The organism is Pseudomonas sp. GP01-A4 (assembly GCF_058780865.1).
This window is the reverse complement of sequence record NZ_JBYSWF010000001.1, coordinates 300,527-314,464: the sequence shown is the minus strand read 5'-3', so window position 1 is coordinate 314,464 and position 13,938 is coordinate 300,527. Positions and strand designations below refer to the sequence as shown.

Sequence of the window (13,938 nt, the reverse complement as noted above, 5' to 3'; positions counted from 1 at the left end):
CGTCAGCCGGCCAGCACCTTGTTCAGGGTGGCGATCAGGGTTTCTTCGTCTACCGGCTTGGTCAGGTAATCCTTGGCGCCCTGGCGCTCGCCCCAGATCTTGTCGGTTTCCTGATCCTTGGTGGTGATGATGATCACCGGGATGTGGCTGGTCTCGGCATCTTTGGTCAACTGACGGGTGGCCTGGAAGCCATTGAGGCCCGGCATCACGATATCCATCAGCACCGCATCCGGCTTTTCCTGACGGGCCAGCGCAACGCCATCGCCGCCGTTCTGGGCCTTGAGGACGGTGTGACCGTGCTTTTCGAGCATTTCGGTCAGTTTGTACATTTCAGTCGGCGAATCGTCGACGATCAGAACACGTGCCATGGTTTTCCCCACTTATCTAGTAGACGCAAGCCCTCGTGGGGCCCCCGTCAGTGTGCTTGTTCTACTGCGGCGAAGCCCGGTACATAGGCCTTGATCGCGCTCAGCAGTTCTTCCTTGCTGAAAGGCTTGGTCAAAAACTGATCAGAGCCGACGATGCGCCCCTTGGCCTTGTCGAACAGACCATCCTTGGAGGACAGCATGATTACCGGGATCGACTTGAACGCCGGGTTGTTCTTCACCAGCGCGCAGGTCTGATAGCCATCCAGGCGCGGCATCATGATGTCGACAAAGATAATGTGTGGATGATGGTCAACAATCTTGGCCAGGGCATCGAAACCGTCGATGGCCGTGATGACGTCGCACCCTACGTTCTTCAACAGTGTTTCGGCCGTGCGGCGAATCGTTTTCGAATCGTCGATCACCATCACTTTCAAGGCGTTGGAATGCTGTTCCATATCTGCTCTACCATCGCCACAGCGAATAGGTTTTCGGTGTGTACTGCCTGATGTTGCACAGGACGAGCGCCAAAAGCCTCGGAATTCAAGGGCTGATGTGCCATGGCAGCCTTTTTAGCACAGTCTCAGAACGCAATCTATCGGCCGACCCGCGTGGTGGTTTTTCCTTGACCCACAACAGCCGCAGCGCCACTCTGACGCCACTTTTATGCGCCCTTATTTGCTAGAGGAAATCCCCCATGAGCGTTCGCGTCGGCATTGTCATGGACCCTATCGCCAGCATTTCCTATAAAAAGGACAGCTCGCTGGCCATGCTGCTGGCCGCCCAGGCCCGCGGCTGGAGCCTGTTCTATATGGAGCAGCCGGACCTTTACCAGGGCGACGGTGAAGCGCGGGCGCGGATGCGTCCCCTGCAGGTGTTTGCCAACCCCGAGAAGTGGTTCGAGCTGCAAGACGAAATCGACAGCCCCCTGAGCGACCTCGACGTGATCCTGATGCGCAAGGATCCGCCGTTCGACATGGAGTTCGTCTACTCCACCTACCTGCTGGAGCAGGCCGAGCGCGCGGGCGTGCTGATCGTCAACAAGCCCCAGAGCCTGCGCGACTGCAATGAAAAGCTGTTCGCCACGCTGTTCCCGCAGTGCACGCCGCCGACCGTGGTCAGCCGCCGCGCCGATGTGCTGCGTGAATTCGCCGCCAAGCACGGCGATGTGATCCTCAAGCCGCTGGACGGCATGGGCGGTACCTCGATCTTCCGCCACCGCGCCGGCGACCCGAACCTGTCGGTGATCCTGGAGACCCTGACTGCGCTGGGCACCCAGCAGATCATGGGCCAGGCCTACATTCCGGCGATCAAGGACGGCGACAAGCGCATCCTGATGATCGACGGCGAGCCGGTGCCTTACTGCCTGGCGCGCATTCCGGCCGCCGGCGAGACCCGCGGCAACCTGGCCGCCGGTGGCCGGGGTGAAGCCCGCCCGCTGACGGACAAGGATCGCTGGATTGCAGCCCAAGTCGGCCCGACCCTGCGCGAAAAAGGCTTGCTGTTCGTAGGCCTGGACGTAATCGGCGAGAACCTCACCGAAATCAACGTCACCAGCCCGACCTGTATTCGCGAGATCGACAACGCATTTGGCACGAACATCGGCGAAATGCTGATGGCTGCGATTGCCGCCAAGCTACAAGCCAAGTGACATAGAACAGCCGGACACAAACCAACATTGCGTTATCATGCGCCACCTGTGAAACGCGCGATGTTGGTTTTCTTGTCATGACGCTCCCGTCCGATCTGCCCCCCGAACTCTCCCACAGCGGCGTGCGCCCGGCTGATCGGCTCGGATTTACCCTGTTTCTGGCGGCGTTGATTCACCTGGCGCTGATCCTCGGCCTGGGCTTCACCTTTGCCGAACCCAAGCAGATCACCAAGACCCTGGAAATCACCCTCGCCACGTTCAAAAGCGAAAAAAAGCCCGAAAAAGCCGACTTTCTCGCCCAGGACAACCAGCAAGGCAGCGGCACCCTCGACAAGAAGGCCGTGCCCAAGACCACTGAAGTCGCGCCATTCCAGGACAACAAGGTCAATAAGGTCACGCCACCGCCGGCGCCCAAGCCGGAGGTGAAACAGGCCGCCCCCAAGGCGGCGGTCACCACCGTGGCGCCCAAGCCGCAAAAAGCCCCGACCCAGCGCGAAAAGGCCAAGACCGAACCCACGCCTGCCCCGCCGGCCCCGACTTTTGACAGCTCGCAACTCTCCAGTGAGATCTCCAGCCTGGAAGCCGAACTGGCCCACGAACAACAGCTGTACGCCAAGCGCCCGCGGATCTACCGCCTCAACGCCGCCTCCACCATGCGCGACAAAGGCGCCTGGTATAAGGATGAGTGGCGCAAGAAGGTCGAGCGCATCGGCAACCTGAACTACCCGGACGAAGCCCGTCGCCAGCAGATCTACGGCAATTTGCGACTGCTGGTGTCGATCAACCGCGACGGCACCTTGTACGAGGTGCAGGTGCTGGAGTCCTCCGGCCAACCGCTGCTGGACCAGGCAGCGCAACGCATCGTGCGCCTGGCGGCGCCTTTTGCGCCGTTTACCGGGGACCTGAACGACATCGACCGCCTGGAAATCATTCGCACCTGGCGCTTTGCCAAGGGTGATCGGCTGTCGAGCAACTAACCAACCCTGCTTTCTGTAGGAGCGAGCTTGCTCGCGAAGATCGTTAACGATAACGCGGGCTTTCTGGCTTAACCCGGCGCTCTCAGGTTTTTCGCAAGCAAGCTCGCTCCTACAGAGAATCAACACGCCAAACCAATTCCTGCGCATCCTCAGCTTGTCAGTTCGCCCCTCCAACGCCACACTAGCGGACATGAAAAATGTCAGCCCGACCTACCTCAAGCACCAATTCCTGATCGCCATGCCCCATATGGCCGACCCGAACTTTGCGCAGACCTTGACCTACATCGTCGAGCACACCGCCAATGGTGCGATGGGGTTGGTGGTCAACCGCCCGCAAGACCTCAACCTGGCCGATATCCTCGAGCAACTGCGCCCGGACATCGACCCACCCGCCAGCTGCCAGCACGTACCGATCTACATCGGCGGGCCGGTGCAGACGGACCGGGGTTTTGTGCTGCACCCCACCGGGCCGAAATTCCAGGCGACCGTGGACCTTGAAGGGTTGTCCCTGTCCACGTCCCAGGACGTCCTGTTCGCGATTGCCGACGGCGTGGGGCCTGATCAAAGTGTGATCACCCTCGGCTACGCCGGCTGGGAAGCCGGGCAACTGGAGGCGGAGCTGGCGAGCAATGCCTGGCTGACCTGCCCGTTCGATGCCGACATCCTGTTCAACACCCCCAGCGAACTGCGCCTGGAAGCGGCCGCCGCCAAGCTGCGGATCAACCTCAGCCTGCTGACCAGCCAGGCGGGGCACGCCTGATGGCCTTGCGTCTGATCCTCGGTTTCGACTACGGCACCAAACAGATCGGCGTCGCCGTCGGCCAGGTGATTACCGGCCAGGCCCGCGAGCTGTGCACCCTGAAGGCCCAGAACGGCGTGCCGGACTGGAACCAGGTCGAAGCCCTGATCAAGGAGTGGAAGCCCGACGCCGTGGTGGTCGGCCTGCCGCTGAACATGGACGGCACCCCGAGCGAGATGTGCCTGCGGGCCGAAAAGTTCGCCCGCCGCCTGAACGGCCGCTACAACCTGCCCTTCTATACCCACGACGAACGCCTGACCACGTTCGAAGCCAAGGGCGAGCGCCGTGACCGTGGCGGGCAGAAAGGCAGTTACCGCGACAACCCGGTGGATGCCATCGCCGCGGCCCTGCTGTTGCAGGGCTGGCTGGATGAAAACACCGCTTTATTTGAATCCTGACTGACGCGGCTTGCCGCGTCTTCTTACGTTTGAGCCCGGACCTTGCCTGCGCGAGGCCTAGAAGGAGCACCCATGAGCCTGCCCAATCCCGCCGACCTGATCAGCCAGATGGCGATCCGCCTCAAGGCGCACCTGGAACACCGTGCCATCAGCGAGCCGCGCTTTATCGGCATCCGCACCGGTGGCGTCTGGGTGGCCCAGGCGCTGCTGGAAGAACTGGGCAGCGACTCGCCCCTGGGCACCCTGGACGTGTCTTTCTACCGTGACGACTTCAGCCAGAACGGCCTGCACCCGCAAGTGCGCCCCTCGGCCCTGCCCTTCGAGATCGAAGGCCAGCACCTGGTGCTGATCGATGACGTGCTGATGAGTGGTCGCACCATCCGCGCCGCGATGAACGAACTGTTCGACTACGGCCGCCCGGCCAGCGTGACCCTGGTCTGTTTGCTGGACCTGGATGCCGGCGAATTGCCGATCAGCCCGGACGTGGTCGGCGCCACCCTGTCCCTGGAAGCCCACCAGCGGGTAAAATTGTCCGGTCCCACGCCGCTCGAACTCGAACTGCAAGACCTTGCCCTTTAAACCGCCTTGTAAAGAGTCCCCGCGATGACGCCTCTAGATGCCAAGCGCCCGCTGCAGCTCAATGCTCAGGGCCAGCTGCAACACTTCCTGTCCCTCGACGGCTTGCCCCGCGAACTGCTCACCGAAATCCTCGACACGGCCGACTCGTTTCTCGAAGTCGGCGGCCGGGCGGTGAAGAAAGTCCCGTTGCTGCGCGGCAAGACCATCTGCAACGTGTTCTTCGAGAACTCGACCCGCACCCGCACCACCTTTGAACTGGCGGCCCAACGCCTGTCGGCTGACGTGATCACGCTGAACGTGTCCACCTCGTCGGCGAGCAAGGGCGAAACCCTGCTCGACACCCTGCGCAACCTGGAAGCCATGGCGGCCGACATGTTCGTGGTGCGCCACGGCGATTCCGGTGCTGCGCACTTCATCGCCGAGCACGTGTGCCCGAATGTGGCGATCATCAACGGCGGCGACGGCCGTCACGCCCACCCGACCCAGGGCATGCTCGACATGCTGACCATCCGGCGGCACAAGGGCAGCTTTGAAAACCTCTCGGTGGCCATTGTCGGCGACATCCTGCACTCGCGGGTTGCACGCTCGAACATGCTGGCCCTGAAAACCCTGGGTTGCCCGGACATCCGCGTGATCGCCCCCAAGACCCTGCTGCCGATCGGCATCGAGCAGTACGGCGTGAAGGTCTACACCGACATGGCCGAGGGCCTCAAGGATGTGGACGTGGTGATCATGCTGCGCCTGCAGCGCGAGCGTATGGCGGGCGGCCTGCTGCCGAGCGAAGGCGAGTTCTATCGCCTGTTCGGCCTGACCACCGCACGCCTGGCCGGCGCCAAGCCGGACGCCATCGTGATGCACCCGGGGCCAATCAACCGTGGCGTGGAGATTGAGTCGGCGGTGGCCGATGGCGCGCAGTCGGTGATTCTCAACCAGGTCACGTACGGCATCGCCATCCGCATGGCGGTGTTGTCCATGGCCATGAGCGGGCAAACCGCGCAACGTCAATTCGAGCAGGAGAACGCCCAGTGAAGCTCAGCATTCTCGGCGCCCGAGTCATCGATCCGGCCAGCGGCCTGGATCAAGTCACCGATCTGCACCTGGAAGCCGGCAAGATCATTGCCATCGGCGCCGCACCCGCAGGCTTCAGCGCCAGCGAAACTATCGACGCCAAAGGCCTGATCGCCGCGCCTGGCCTGGTTGACCTGAACGTCGCCCTGCGTGAGCCGGGCTACAGCCGCAAGGGCAACATCACCAGCGAAACCCGCGCCGCCGCTGCCGGTGGCGTGACCAGCCTGTGCTGCCCGCCCCACACCAAACCGGTGCTGGACACCTCGGCGGTGACCGAACTGATCCTCGACCGCGCCCGCGAAGCCGGCAACTGCAAAGTGTTCCCCATCGGCGCCCTGAGCAAAGGCCTGGACGGCGAACAACTGGCCGAGCTGATCGCCCTGCGCGACGCAGGCTGCGTGGCCTTCGGCAACGGCCTGGAGAGCTTTCGCAGCACCCGCACCCTGTGCCGTGCGCTGGAATATGCGGCGACTTTCGACCTGACCGTGATTTTCCACTCCCAGGACCGTGACCTGGCCGAAGGCGGCCTGGCCCACGAAGGCGCCACCGCGAGCTTCCTCGGCCTGCCGGGCATCCCGGAAACCGCCGAGACCGTGGCCCTGGCCCGCGACCTGCTGCTGGTGGAACAAAGCGGCGTACGCGCGCACTTCAGCCAGCTGACCAGCGCTCGCGGCGTGGCCCTGATCGCTCAGGCCCAAGCCCGCGGATTGCCGGTGACGGCGGATGTGGCGCTGTATCAGCTGATTCTGACGGATGAGGCGCTGATCGACTTCTCCAGCCTGTATCACGTGCAGCCGCCACTGCGTACCCGCGCTGACCGTGACGGTTTGCGGGCGGCGGTGAAGTCCGGGGTGGTTTCGGCGATTTCCAGCCATCACCAACCCCACGAGCGGGATGCCAAGCTGGCGCCGTTCGGCGCGACGGAGCCAGGTATCAGCAGCGTCGAGCTGTTGCTGCCGCTGGCAATGACGTTGGTGGAAGATGGTTTGCTGGACCTGCCGACCCTGCTGGCGCGTCTCAGTGCGGGCCCTGCCGAGGCGCTGCGCCTGCCGGCGGGCAAGCTGGCGGTGGGCTCGGCGGCGGACCTGGTGCTGTTTGATCCGGCCAGCTCCACGATTGCCGGGGAACACTGGCTGTCCAAGGGTGAAAACTGCCCATTCATCGGCCATAGCCTGCCGGCGACTGTGCGTTACACGCTGGTGGATGGGCGGATCAGCTACCAGGCTTGAATCCAATCCAGAGTGGGCACAGTAAATGTGGGAGCGGGCTTGCTCGCGAAAGCGGTGGGTCAGTCAATAGAGATGTCGACTGACACATCGCATTCGCGAGCAAGCCCGCTCCCACATTTGGATCTTCACACATCTTATCGGCCGCCGTTGCGCTCGGCATTGCGGATCGAAATCTGCGTATTCAGCGTCCAGAAGTCATACAGCACCCCGATCAGGAACAAGCCCCCGGTCAGCAGGTAAATGATCCCGCTGATCCATTTGCCCTGATACATGCGGTGCAAACCGAACACACCCAGGAACGCCAACAGAATCCAGGCCACGTTGTACTCGATCGGCCCGGCGGTAAATCGCAGGTCCGCTTCGCGGTCCATTGCCGGAATCAGGAACAAGTCGATCAACCAGCCAATCCCGAACAAACCGAAGGTGAAAAACCAGATCGTCCCGGTCACCGGCTTGCCGTAATAAAAGCGGTGAGCACCGGTAAAACCGAAAATCCAAAGCAGGTAGCCGATCACCTTGCTGTGGGTGTCTTGTTGCGAAACATCCTGTCGATAGGTGTTCATGGAGTACCTCTTTAGCCTCGATAGATAAATATTTCTGGTTTCTTTGTGACTTTTTTACGGGCGCCCGACATGCGGCAAATGGTATCTTCGCTTCCCTCAAAGCCTTATACCGCCTGACTTGTGTAGGACAATCGCGGCAATTCGTCACGGTTTTCCTGAATTTGACCCCAGGGTTCAGTCGACAAACGGCCTTAGCACGACACAAAAAGCTGTTATAAAGTTGCGCGCAAACCAAAAAGAGCCACGCCTAATGCGACCATTTTTCAAGACATGGCTAACCATTTGCCTATTAATGCCACTGGCCGCCCACGCCACCAATCGTGAGCAACGACTTCCCAACGTTAACGGTTTCACCCCTAAAGTTCACGCCACCACCAGCTCCGCCAAATCGGTAAAGCTGACCGTGAAGCGCCCGACTCAACTGAGCAAGGCCCACGGTAATGCAGCGCCAGGGCTGATGGCCGTCAACACCAAGCAAAGCAGCAACGTCCTCAGCCGTGCCGTCAACGTGCTCGGTACTCCTTATCGTTGGGGCGGCAGCAGCCCAAGTAAAGGGTTCGACTGCAGTGGTTTGGTGAAATATGCGTTTAACGACGTAAAAGCCGTGGATTTGCCGCGCACTTCCAACGCCATGGCCGCCGGCCACGGGCTGAAGGTTGAGCGCAAGGATTTGAAACCGGGTGACCTGCTGTTCTTCAAACTGAAGAGCCGCCAGGTGAACCACGTTGCCATCTACCTGGGCAACGACCGTTTCATCCACGCACCGCGTCGTGGCAAGTCCGTGAGCATCGATACGCTGAAGAAGCCGTTCTGGGACAAGAACTACGTGATTGCCAAGCGTGTCCTGCCTAAAGAACAGAACAACCTGCGGATTGTGCAGCGCTGATATCAGGCTGATGTGAGAGCAGGCTTGTGTGGGAGCGGGCTTGCTCGCGAATGCGGAGTGTCAGTCGATACATGCTTGACTGATACACCGCATTCGCGAGCAAGCCCGCTCCCACATTAGTTTTTCATCGCCCACGCGACCTTAAATATCCCCAGGCACCCTCGCCTTCTCCCGGGCATGTTCCCGGCTGATCAGCCCCTGGCTGACCAACGCCTTCAAACTCATGTCCAGCGTCGTCATCCCCAGCGCCCCACCCGTCTGGATCGCAGAATACATCTGCGCCACCTTGTCCTCGCGGATCAGGTTACGTATCGCCGGCGTGCCGAGCATGATTTCGTGAGCCGCCACCCGCCCGCCGCCGACCTTCTTCACCAGCACCTGGGACACCACCGCCTGCAATGACTCCGAGAGCATCGAGCGGACCATGGTCTTTTCCCCCGCCGGAAACACATCCACCACCCGGTCCACGGTTTTAGCCGCCGACGTGGTGTGCAACGTGCCAAACACCAGGTGCCCGGTTTCCGCCGCCGTCAGCGCGAGCCGAATGGTTTCCAGGTCTCGCAATTCGCCAACCAGGATCACATCCGGGTCCTCCCGCAATGCCGAACGCAGGGCCGCCGAGAAACTGTGGGTATCGCGATGCACCTGTCGCTGGTTGATCAGGGCATTTTTCGGTTGGTGGATAAACTCGATCGGGTCTTCAAGGGTGAGGATGTGCTGGCGACGATGGGTGTTGAGGTAGTCGATCATCGCTGCCAGGGTGGTGGACTTGCCGGAACCGGTCGGCCCGGTGACCAGCACCAGCCCCCGGGGCAAGTCTGCGATGCGCCGGAACACCTCGCCCAACCCCAGGTGTTCCAGGCTCTGCACGGTTGAGGGGATGGTACGAAACACCGCGCCCATGCCCCGGTGCTGCTGGAACACATTCACCCGAAACCGCGCCACCTCGGGCAACTCGAAGGCAAAATCCGTTTCAAGAGATGTTTCGAAATCCTTTTGCTGGTGATTGTTCAGCAAAGGGCTGAGCAACGCCGCCACTTGCACCGGCGCAAGTACAGGCCAATCGAGTGGCCAGACCTCGCCATCCACTCGCAGCATCGGCGCCAACCCCGCCGACAGATGCAGGTCGGAGGCCCGCAGGCGTACGCCGGCGGCCAGCAGTTCAGTGATATCCATAGGGCTTTCCATTTCCAGTAGAATGCCGCGGACTCCATATCCACGGGCGCAACTTGAATGTCGACCATAGCAGACAACATCGGCCTGGTTTCCGAGCGGATCCGGGCAGCCGCCGAGGCCGCGCAGCGCGACGCAGGCAGCGTGCACCTGCTGGCCGTGAGCAAGACCAAACCCGCACAGGCCGTGCGCGAAGCCTATGCCGCCGGGATGCGTGACTTTGGCGAGAACTATCTGCAGGAAGCCCTGGGCAAACAGGCCGAATTAACCGACCTGCCCTTGAGTTGGCACTTCATCGGCCCCATTCAATCGAACAAGACTCGTGCGATCGCCGAGAACTTCGCCTGGGTGCATTCCGTGGACCGCCTGAAAATCGCACAACGCCTGTCCGAACAACGCCCGGCTGACCTGCCGCCGCTGAATATCTGCATCCAGGTCAACGTCAGTGGCGAAGCCAGCAAGTCCGGCTGTACACCCGCCGACCTGCCCGCCCTGGCCGAAGCCATCAGCGCCCTGCCGCGCCTGAAGCTGCGCGGCCTGATGGCGATTCCCGAGCCGACCGACGACCGTGCAGAGCAAGACGCAGCCTTCGCCACCGTGCGCGACCTGCAAGCGAGCCTCGACCTGGGGCTCGACACACTTTCCATGGGCATGAGCCATGACCTTGAGTCGGCCATCGCCCAAGGGGCCACCTGGGTGCGGATCGGTACCGCCCTGTTTGGTGCCCGCGACTATGGCCAGCCTTGAAATGGCTGACTTCCATCTGAGTAAGGACCTGTCATGAGCAACACGCGTATTGCCTTTATCGGCGCCGGCAACATGGCGGCCAGCCTGATCGGCGGCCTGCGGGCCAAGGGCCTGGAAGCACAACAGATTCGCGCCAGCGACCCGGGCGCCGACACCCGCTCCCGCGTCAGCGCCGAGCACGGCATCGACACCTTCGCCGACAACGCAGAAGCGATTGAAGGCGTGGACGTGGTAGTGCTGGCGGTCAAGCCACAAGCCATGAAAGCCGTGTGCGAAAGCCTGCGCCCAAGCCTCAAGCCCCATCAACTGGTGGTGTCCATCGCCGCCGGCATCACTTGCGCCAGCATGAACAACTGGCTCGGCGCCCAGCCGATTGTGCGCTGCATGCCCAACACCCCGGCGCTGCTGCGCAAAGGTGTGAGCGGCTTGTACGCCACGTCCGAAGTCACTGCCCAACAGCGCGACCAGGCACAAGAGCTGCTGTCCGCCGTAGGTCTCGCCGTGTGGCTGGAACAAGAGCAGCAACTGGACGCCGTCACCGCCGTCTCCGGCAGTGGCCCGGCGTATTTCTTCCTGCTGATCGAGGCCATGACCGCCGCTGGCGTGAAACTCGGCCTGCCGCAGGAAGTCGCCGAGCAACTGGCCGAGCAGACCGCACTGGGCGCCGCGCAGATGGCCGTGACCAGCGATGTCGACGCGGCCGAGTTGCGCCGTCGCGTGACCTCGCCGGGCGGCACGACCCAGGCGGCAATCGAATCATTCCAGGCCGGGGGCTTTGAAGCCCTGGTGGAAAAAGCACTGGGTGCCGCAGCACATCGTTCGGCCGAAATGGCCGAGCAGCTGGGCAAATAGTCGTCCCCCACATAGGAATCAAACATGCTCGGAATCAATGACGCTGCCATTTTCATCATCCAGACCCTGGGCAGCCTGTACCTGCTGATCGTGCTGATGCGTTTTATCCTGCAACTGGTGCGGGCGAACTTCTACAACCCGCTGTGCCAGTTCGTGGTAAAGGCCACGCAGCCGCTGCTCAAGCCTCTGCGTCGGGTGATCCCGAGCCTGTTCGGCCTGGACATGTCGTCGCTGGTATTGGCGCTGCTGCTGCAGATCCTGCTGTTCGCAGTCATCCTGATGCTCAATGGCTATCAGGCCACCACGCTGCTGTTGCTGCCGTGGGCCTTGATCGGGATCTTCTCGCTGTTCCTGAAGATCATTTTCTGGTCGATGATCATCAGCGTGATCCTGTCCTGGGTCGCTCCGGGCAGCCGCAGCCCGGGTGCCGAATTGGTGGCACAGATCACTGAGCCGGTGCTGGCACCGTTCCGTCGCCTGGTACCTAACCTGGGTGGCCTGGACATCTCGCCGATCTTCGCGTTTATCGCGATCCAGTTGCTGCAAAGCTGGGTGATTCCACGTTTGGCGTTCTATGCATTCATGCCCAAAGAACTGTTCGGTCTGATCTGACGACAATGTGGCGAGGGAGCTTGCTCCCGCTGGGCTGCGCAGCAGCCCCAAAACGGCCGACCGCGTTGCATCTGCGAAATCGCGGCAACCGGACCGGGACCGCTTCGCGCTCCAGCGGGAGCAAGCTTCCTCGCCACAAAAAGCCTTAAAAACACCAGCCGCAGGCCTTTGCTTGCCGCTGGGTGCAGCGGTCTTTAGACTTACGCCTCATTTAAACGAGAGCAGGGTCGATGCCAACTGCCTTCCCCCCCGATTCTGTTGGACTGGTCGTGCCCCAAGTGGCGCACTTCAGCGAACCGCTGGCCCTGGCCTGCGGCCGTTCGCTGCCCGCCTACGACCTGATCTATGAAACCTATGGCCAACTGAACGCTACGGCCAGCAACGCCGTGCTGATCTGCCACGCCCTGTCCGGCCACCACCACGCTGCGGGTTTCCACAGCATGGACGAGCGCAAGCCCGGCTGGTGGGACAGCTGCATCGGCCCCGGCAAGCCCATCGACACTAACAAGTTCTTCGTGGTCAGCCTGAACAACCTCGGCGGCTGCAACGGCTCCACCGGCCCCAGCAGCCTCAACCCGGAAACCGGCAAGCCGTTTGGCGCCGATTTCCCGGTGCTGACCGTGGAAGACTGGGTGCACAGCCAGGCGCGCCTGGCCGACGTACTGGGCATCGCCCAATGGGCCGCCGTGATCGGCGGCAGCCTGGGCGGCATGCAGGCCCTGCAATGGACCATCACCTACCCGGACCGCGTGCGCCATTGCCTGGCCATCGCCTCGGCCCCCAAGCTGTCGGCGCAGAACATCGCCTTCAACGAAGTGGCGCGCCAGGCGATCCTGACCGACCCCGAGTTCCACGGCGGTTCGTTCCAGGAAGCGGGCGTGATCCCCAAGCGCGGGCTGATGCTCGCGCGCATGGTCGGGCACATCACCTACCTGTCGGATGACTCCATGGGCGAGAAATTCGGCCGTGGCCTCAAGAGCGAGAAGCTCAACTACGACTTCCACAGCGTCGAATTCCAGGTCGAGAGCTACCTGCGTTATCAGGGCGAGGAGTTTTCCGGGCGTTTCGACGCCAACACCTACCTGCTGATGACCAAGGCCCTGGACTACTTCGACCCGGCGGCGAATTTCGACGATGACCTGGCGCGCACCTTCGAGGCGGCCACCGCCAAGTTCTGCGTGATGTCGTTCACCACCGACTGGCGCTTCTCCCCGGCCCGCTCGCGGGAATTGGTGGATGCGCTGATGGCCGCCAAGAAAGACGTCTGCTACCTGGAGATCGACGCACCGCAAGGCCACGACGCCTTCCTGATCCCGATCCCGCGTTACTTGCAGGCCTTTGGCAACTACATGAACCGAATAGCGCTTATATGAATTGCTTACGCTTTGGGAGAACGCCATGAGAGCCGACCTGGAAATCATCCAAGACTGGATCCCCGCCGGCAGCCGCGTGCTCGACTTGGGTTGCGGCGATGGCGAACTGCTGAGCTGGCTGCGCGACAACAAGCAAGTCACCGGCTATGGCCTGGAAAACGACCCGGACAACATCGCCCAGTGCGTGGCCAAGGGCATCAACGTGATCGAGCAGGACCTGGACAAGGGCCTCGGCAACTTTGCCAGCAACAGCTTCGACATCGTGGTCATGACCCAGGCGCTACAAGCCGTGCACTACCCGGACCGGATCCTCGACGAAATGTTGCGCGTCGGCCGCCAGTGCATTATCACCTTCCCCAATTTCGGCCACTGGCGCTGCCGCTGGTACCTGGCCACCAAGGGCCGCATGCCGGTGTCGGACTTCCTGCCCTACACCTGGTACAACACGCCCAACATCCACTTCTGCACCTTTGAAGACTTCGAAGCGCTGTGCGGCGAGCGCGAAGCCAAAGTCATCAACCGCCTTGCCGTCGATCAACAGCATCGTCACGGCTGGGCGAGTAAGCTATGGCCCAACCTGCTGGGTGAGATCGGGATCTACCGGGTCAGCAGCCCGGGCCTGACGGACCACCAGATTGCCGTCTAACCATTTTCAAGGAGGACGAT

The 13,938-nt window shown here is 61.9% G+C and carries 17 protein-coding genes; 13 read left to right on the top strand and 4 right to left on the bottom strand.

Annotated elements, in window-relative coordinates:
* Positions 1 to 2: 2 nt before the first annotated feature.
* Together pilH and pilG are read right to left on the bottom strand one after the other, a co-directional pair.
* A complete protein-coding gene (pilH, locus tag AC3WKX_RS01510) occupies positions 3 to 368 on the bottom strand; it encodes a twitching motility response regulator PilH (protein ID WP_003213734.1) in 366 nt (121 codons plus the stop codon).
* 47 nt (positions 369 to 415) lie between these two features.
* Positions 416 to 823 (bottom strand): twitching motility response regulator PilG, encoded by a 408-nt coding sequence (pilG, locus tag AC3WKX_RS01505; RefSeq protein WP_003213736.1) that lies wholly within the window; start codon positions 821 to 823, stop codon positions 416 to 418.
* A gap of 239 nt (positions 824 to 1,062) precedes the next feature.
* On the opposite strand from pilG, the gene gshB reads away from it, so the two are divergent.
* The 7 genes from gshB (at position 1,063) to AC3WKX_RS01470 (ending at position 7,066) form a co-directional block, all read left to right on the top strand.
* Positions 1,063 to 2,016 carry a glutathione synthase gene (gene gshB, locus AC3WKX_RS01500; protein ID WP_003213738.1) on the top strand — a complete coding sequence of 318 codons (954 nt, stop codon included), beginning with the start codon at positions 1,063 to 1,065 and terminating at the stop codon, positions 2,014 to 2,016.
* Positions 2,017 to 2,093: 77 nt separating this feature from the next.
* The gene (locus tag AC3WKX_RS01495; RefSeq protein ID WP_003213740.1) at positions 2,094 to 2,993 is read left to right on the top strand and encodes an energy transducer TonB; all 900 of its coding nucleotides are present in this window, start codon (positions 2,094 to 2,096) and stop codon (positions 2,991 to 2,993) included.
* Positions 2,994 to 3,183: 190 nt separating this feature from the next.
* Complete coding sequence (locus AC3WKX_RS01490; protein ID WP_003213742.1) at positions 3,184 to 3,753, top strand: YqgE/AlgH family protein; 570 nt, start codon at positions 3,184 to 3,186, stop codon at positions 3,751 to 3,753.
* Entirely contained in the window at positions 3,753 to 4,190 is a 438-nt protein-coding gene (gene ruvX, locus AC3WKX_RS01485; RefSeq protein ID WP_003213744.1) for a Holliday junction resolvase RuvX, read from the top strand. The genes AC3WKX_RS01490 and ruvX overlap by 1 nt, the downstream gene beginning before the upstream one ends.
* A 72-nt stretch (positions 4,191 to 4,262) precedes the next feature.
* Complete coding sequence (pyrR, locus tag AC3WKX_RS01480) at positions 4,263 to 4,769, top strand: bifunctional pyr operon transcriptional regulator/uracil phosphoribosyltransferase PyrR (RefSeq protein ID WP_003213746.1); 507 nt, start codon at positions 4,263 to 4,265, stop codon at positions 4,767 to 4,769.
* Between the two features lie 24 nt (positions 4,770 to 4,793).
* Entirely contained in the window at positions 4,794 to 5,798 is a 1,005-nt protein-coding gene (locus AC3WKX_RS01475) for an aspartate carbamoyltransferase catalytic subunit (protein ID WP_003213748.1), read from the top strand.
* Positions 5,795 to 7,066 carry a dihydroorotase gene (locus AC3WKX_RS01470; protein WP_003213750.1) on the top strand — a complete coding sequence of 424 codons (1,272 nt, stop codon included), beginning with the start codon at positions 5,795 to 5,797 and terminating at the stop codon, positions 7,064 to 7,066. The genes AC3WKX_RS01475 and AC3WKX_RS01470 overlap by 4 nt, the downstream gene beginning before the upstream one ends.
* Positions 7,067 to 7,200: 134 nt before the next feature.
* On the opposite strand, the gene AC3WKX_RS01465 is transcribed toward AC3WKX_RS01470, so the two are convergent.
* Complete coding sequence (locus tag AC3WKX_RS01465; protein WP_003213752.1) at positions 7,201 to 7,629, bottom strand: NINE protein; 429 nt, start codon at positions 7,627 to 7,629, stop codon at positions 7,201 to 7,203.
* A 250-nt stretch (positions 7,630 to 7,879) separates the two neighbouring features.
* Between AC3WKX_RS01465 and AC3WKX_RS01460 the strand changes: the two genes are divergently transcribed.
* Positions 7,880 to 8,515, top strand: a complete 636-nt coding sequence (locus AC3WKX_RS01460) for a C40 family peptidase (RefSeq protein WP_023659314.1) — start codon at positions 7,880 to 7,882, stop codon at positions 8,513 to 8,515.
* Between the two features lie 141 nt (positions 8,516 to 8,656).
* Here AC3WKX_RS01460 and AC3WKX_RS01455 read toward each other — a convergent pair whose 3' ends face one another.
* Positions 8,657 to 9,691 (bottom strand): type IV pilus twitching motility protein PilT, encoded by a 1,035-nt coding sequence (locus tag AC3WKX_RS01455; protein ID WP_008434153.1) that lies wholly within the window; start codon positions 9,689 to 9,691, stop codon positions 8,657 to 8,659.
* Between the two features lie 57 nt (positions 9,692 to 9,748).
* Here AC3WKX_RS01455 and AC3WKX_RS01450 point away from each other — a divergent pair, with 57 nt between their 5' ends.
* From AC3WKX_RS01450 to metW, 5 genes are all read left to right on the top strand, one after another.
* A complete protein-coding gene (locus tag AC3WKX_RS01450; RefSeq protein ID WP_008434154.1) occupies positions 9,749 to 10,435 on the top strand; it encodes a YggS family pyridoxal phosphate-dependent enzyme in 687 nt (228 codons plus the stop codon).
* 33 nt (positions 10,436 to 10,468) lie between these two features.
* Positions 10,469 to 11,287: a pyrroline-5-carboxylate reductase gene (proC, locus tag AC3WKX_RS01445; RefSeq protein ID WP_102604123.1), complete on the top strand. Its 819-nt coding sequence runs from the start codon at positions 10,469 to 10,471 to the stop codon at positions 11,285 to 11,287.
* Positions 11,288 to 11,311: 24 nt separating this feature from the next.
* Entirely contained in the window at positions 11,312 to 11,899 is a 588-nt protein-coding gene (locus AC3WKX_RS01440) for a YggT family protein (protein ID WP_102604122.1), read from the top strand.
* A gap of 230 nt (positions 11,900 to 12,129) precedes the next feature.
* Positions 12,130 to 13,272 carry a homoserine O-succinyltransferase MetX gene (metX, locus tag AC3WKX_RS01435; protein WP_102604121.1) on the top strand — a complete coding sequence of 381 codons (1,143 nt, stop codon included), beginning with the start codon at positions 12,130 to 12,132 and terminating at the stop codon, positions 13,270 to 13,272.
* A 25-nt stretch (positions 13,273 to 13,297) separates the two neighbouring features.
* A complete protein-coding gene (metW, locus tag AC3WKX_RS01430) occupies positions 13,298 to 13,918 on the top strand; it encodes a methionine biosynthesis protein MetW (protein ID WP_003213768.1) in 621 nt (206 codons plus the stop codon).
* The last annotated feature ends 20 nt before the right edge of the window (positions 13,919 to 13,938 follow it).

What these genes read in the sequence shown, in the direction of transcription:
- pilH (WP_003213734.1), bottom strand. Translation starts at nt 368, where the DNA reads ATGGCACGTGTTCTGATCGTCGACGATTCGCCGACTGAAATGTACAAA.
- pilG (WP_003213736.1), bottom strand. Translation starts at nt 823, where the DNA reads ATGGAACAGCATTCCAACGCCTTGAAAGTGATGGTGATCGACGATTCG.
- gshB (WP_003213738.1), top strand. Translation starts at nt 1,063, where the DNA reads ATGAGCGTTCGCGTCGGCATTGTCATGGACCCTATCGCCAGCATTTCC.
- AC3WKX_RS01495 (WP_003213740.1), top strand. Translation starts at nt 2,094, where the DNA reads ATGACGCTCCCGTCCGATCTGCCCCCCGAACTCTCCCACAGCGGCGTG.
- AC3WKX_RS01490 (WP_003213742.1), top strand. Translation starts at nt 3,184, where the DNA reads ATGAAAAATGTCAGCCCGACCTACCTCAAGCACCAATTCCTGATCGCC.
- ruvX (WP_003213744.1), top strand. Translation starts at nt 3,753, where the DNA reads ATGGCCTTGCGTCTGATCCTCGGTTTCGACTACGGCACCAAACAGATC.
- pyrR (WP_003213746.1), top strand. Translation starts at nt 4,263, where the DNA reads ATGAGCCTGCCCAATCCCGCCGACCTGATCAGCCAGATGGCGATCCGC.
- AC3WKX_RS01475 (WP_003213748.1), top strand. Translation starts at nt 4,794, where the DNA reads ATGACGCCTCTAGATGCCAAGCGCCCGCTGCAGCTCAATGCTCAGGGC.
- AC3WKX_RS01465 (WP_003213752.1), bottom strand. Translation starts at nt 7,629, where the DNA reads ATGAACACCTATCGACAGGATGTTTCGCAACAAGACACCCACAGCAAG.
- AC3WKX_RS01460 (WP_023659314.1), top strand. Translation starts at nt 7,880, where the DNA reads ATGCGACCATTTTTCAAGACATGGCTAACCATTTGCCTATTAATGCCA.
- AC3WKX_RS01455 (WP_008434153.1), bottom strand. Translation starts at nt 9,691, where the DNA reads ATGGATATCACTGAACTGCTGGCCGCCGGCGTACGCCTGCGGGCCTCC.
- AC3WKX_RS01450 (WP_008434154.1), top strand. Translation starts at nt 9,749, where the DNA reads ATGTCGACCATAGCAGACAACATCGGCCTGGTTTCCGAGCGGATCCGG.
- proC (WP_102604123.1), top strand. Translation starts at nt 10,469, where the DNA reads ATGAGCAACACGCGTATTGCCTTTATCGGCGCCGGCAACATGGCGGCC.
- AC3WKX_RS01440 (WP_102604122.1), top strand. Translation starts at nt 11,312, where the DNA reads ATGCTCGGAATCAATGACGCTGCCATTTTCATCATCCAGACCCTGGGC.
- metX (WP_102604121.1), top strand. Translation starts at nt 12,130, where the DNA reads ATGCCAACTGCCTTCCCCCCCGATTCTGTTGGACTGGTCGTGCCCCAA.
- metW (WP_003213768.1), top strand. Translation starts at nt 13,298, where the DNA reads ATGAGAGCCGACCTGGAAATCATCCAAGACTGGATCCCCGCCGGCAGC.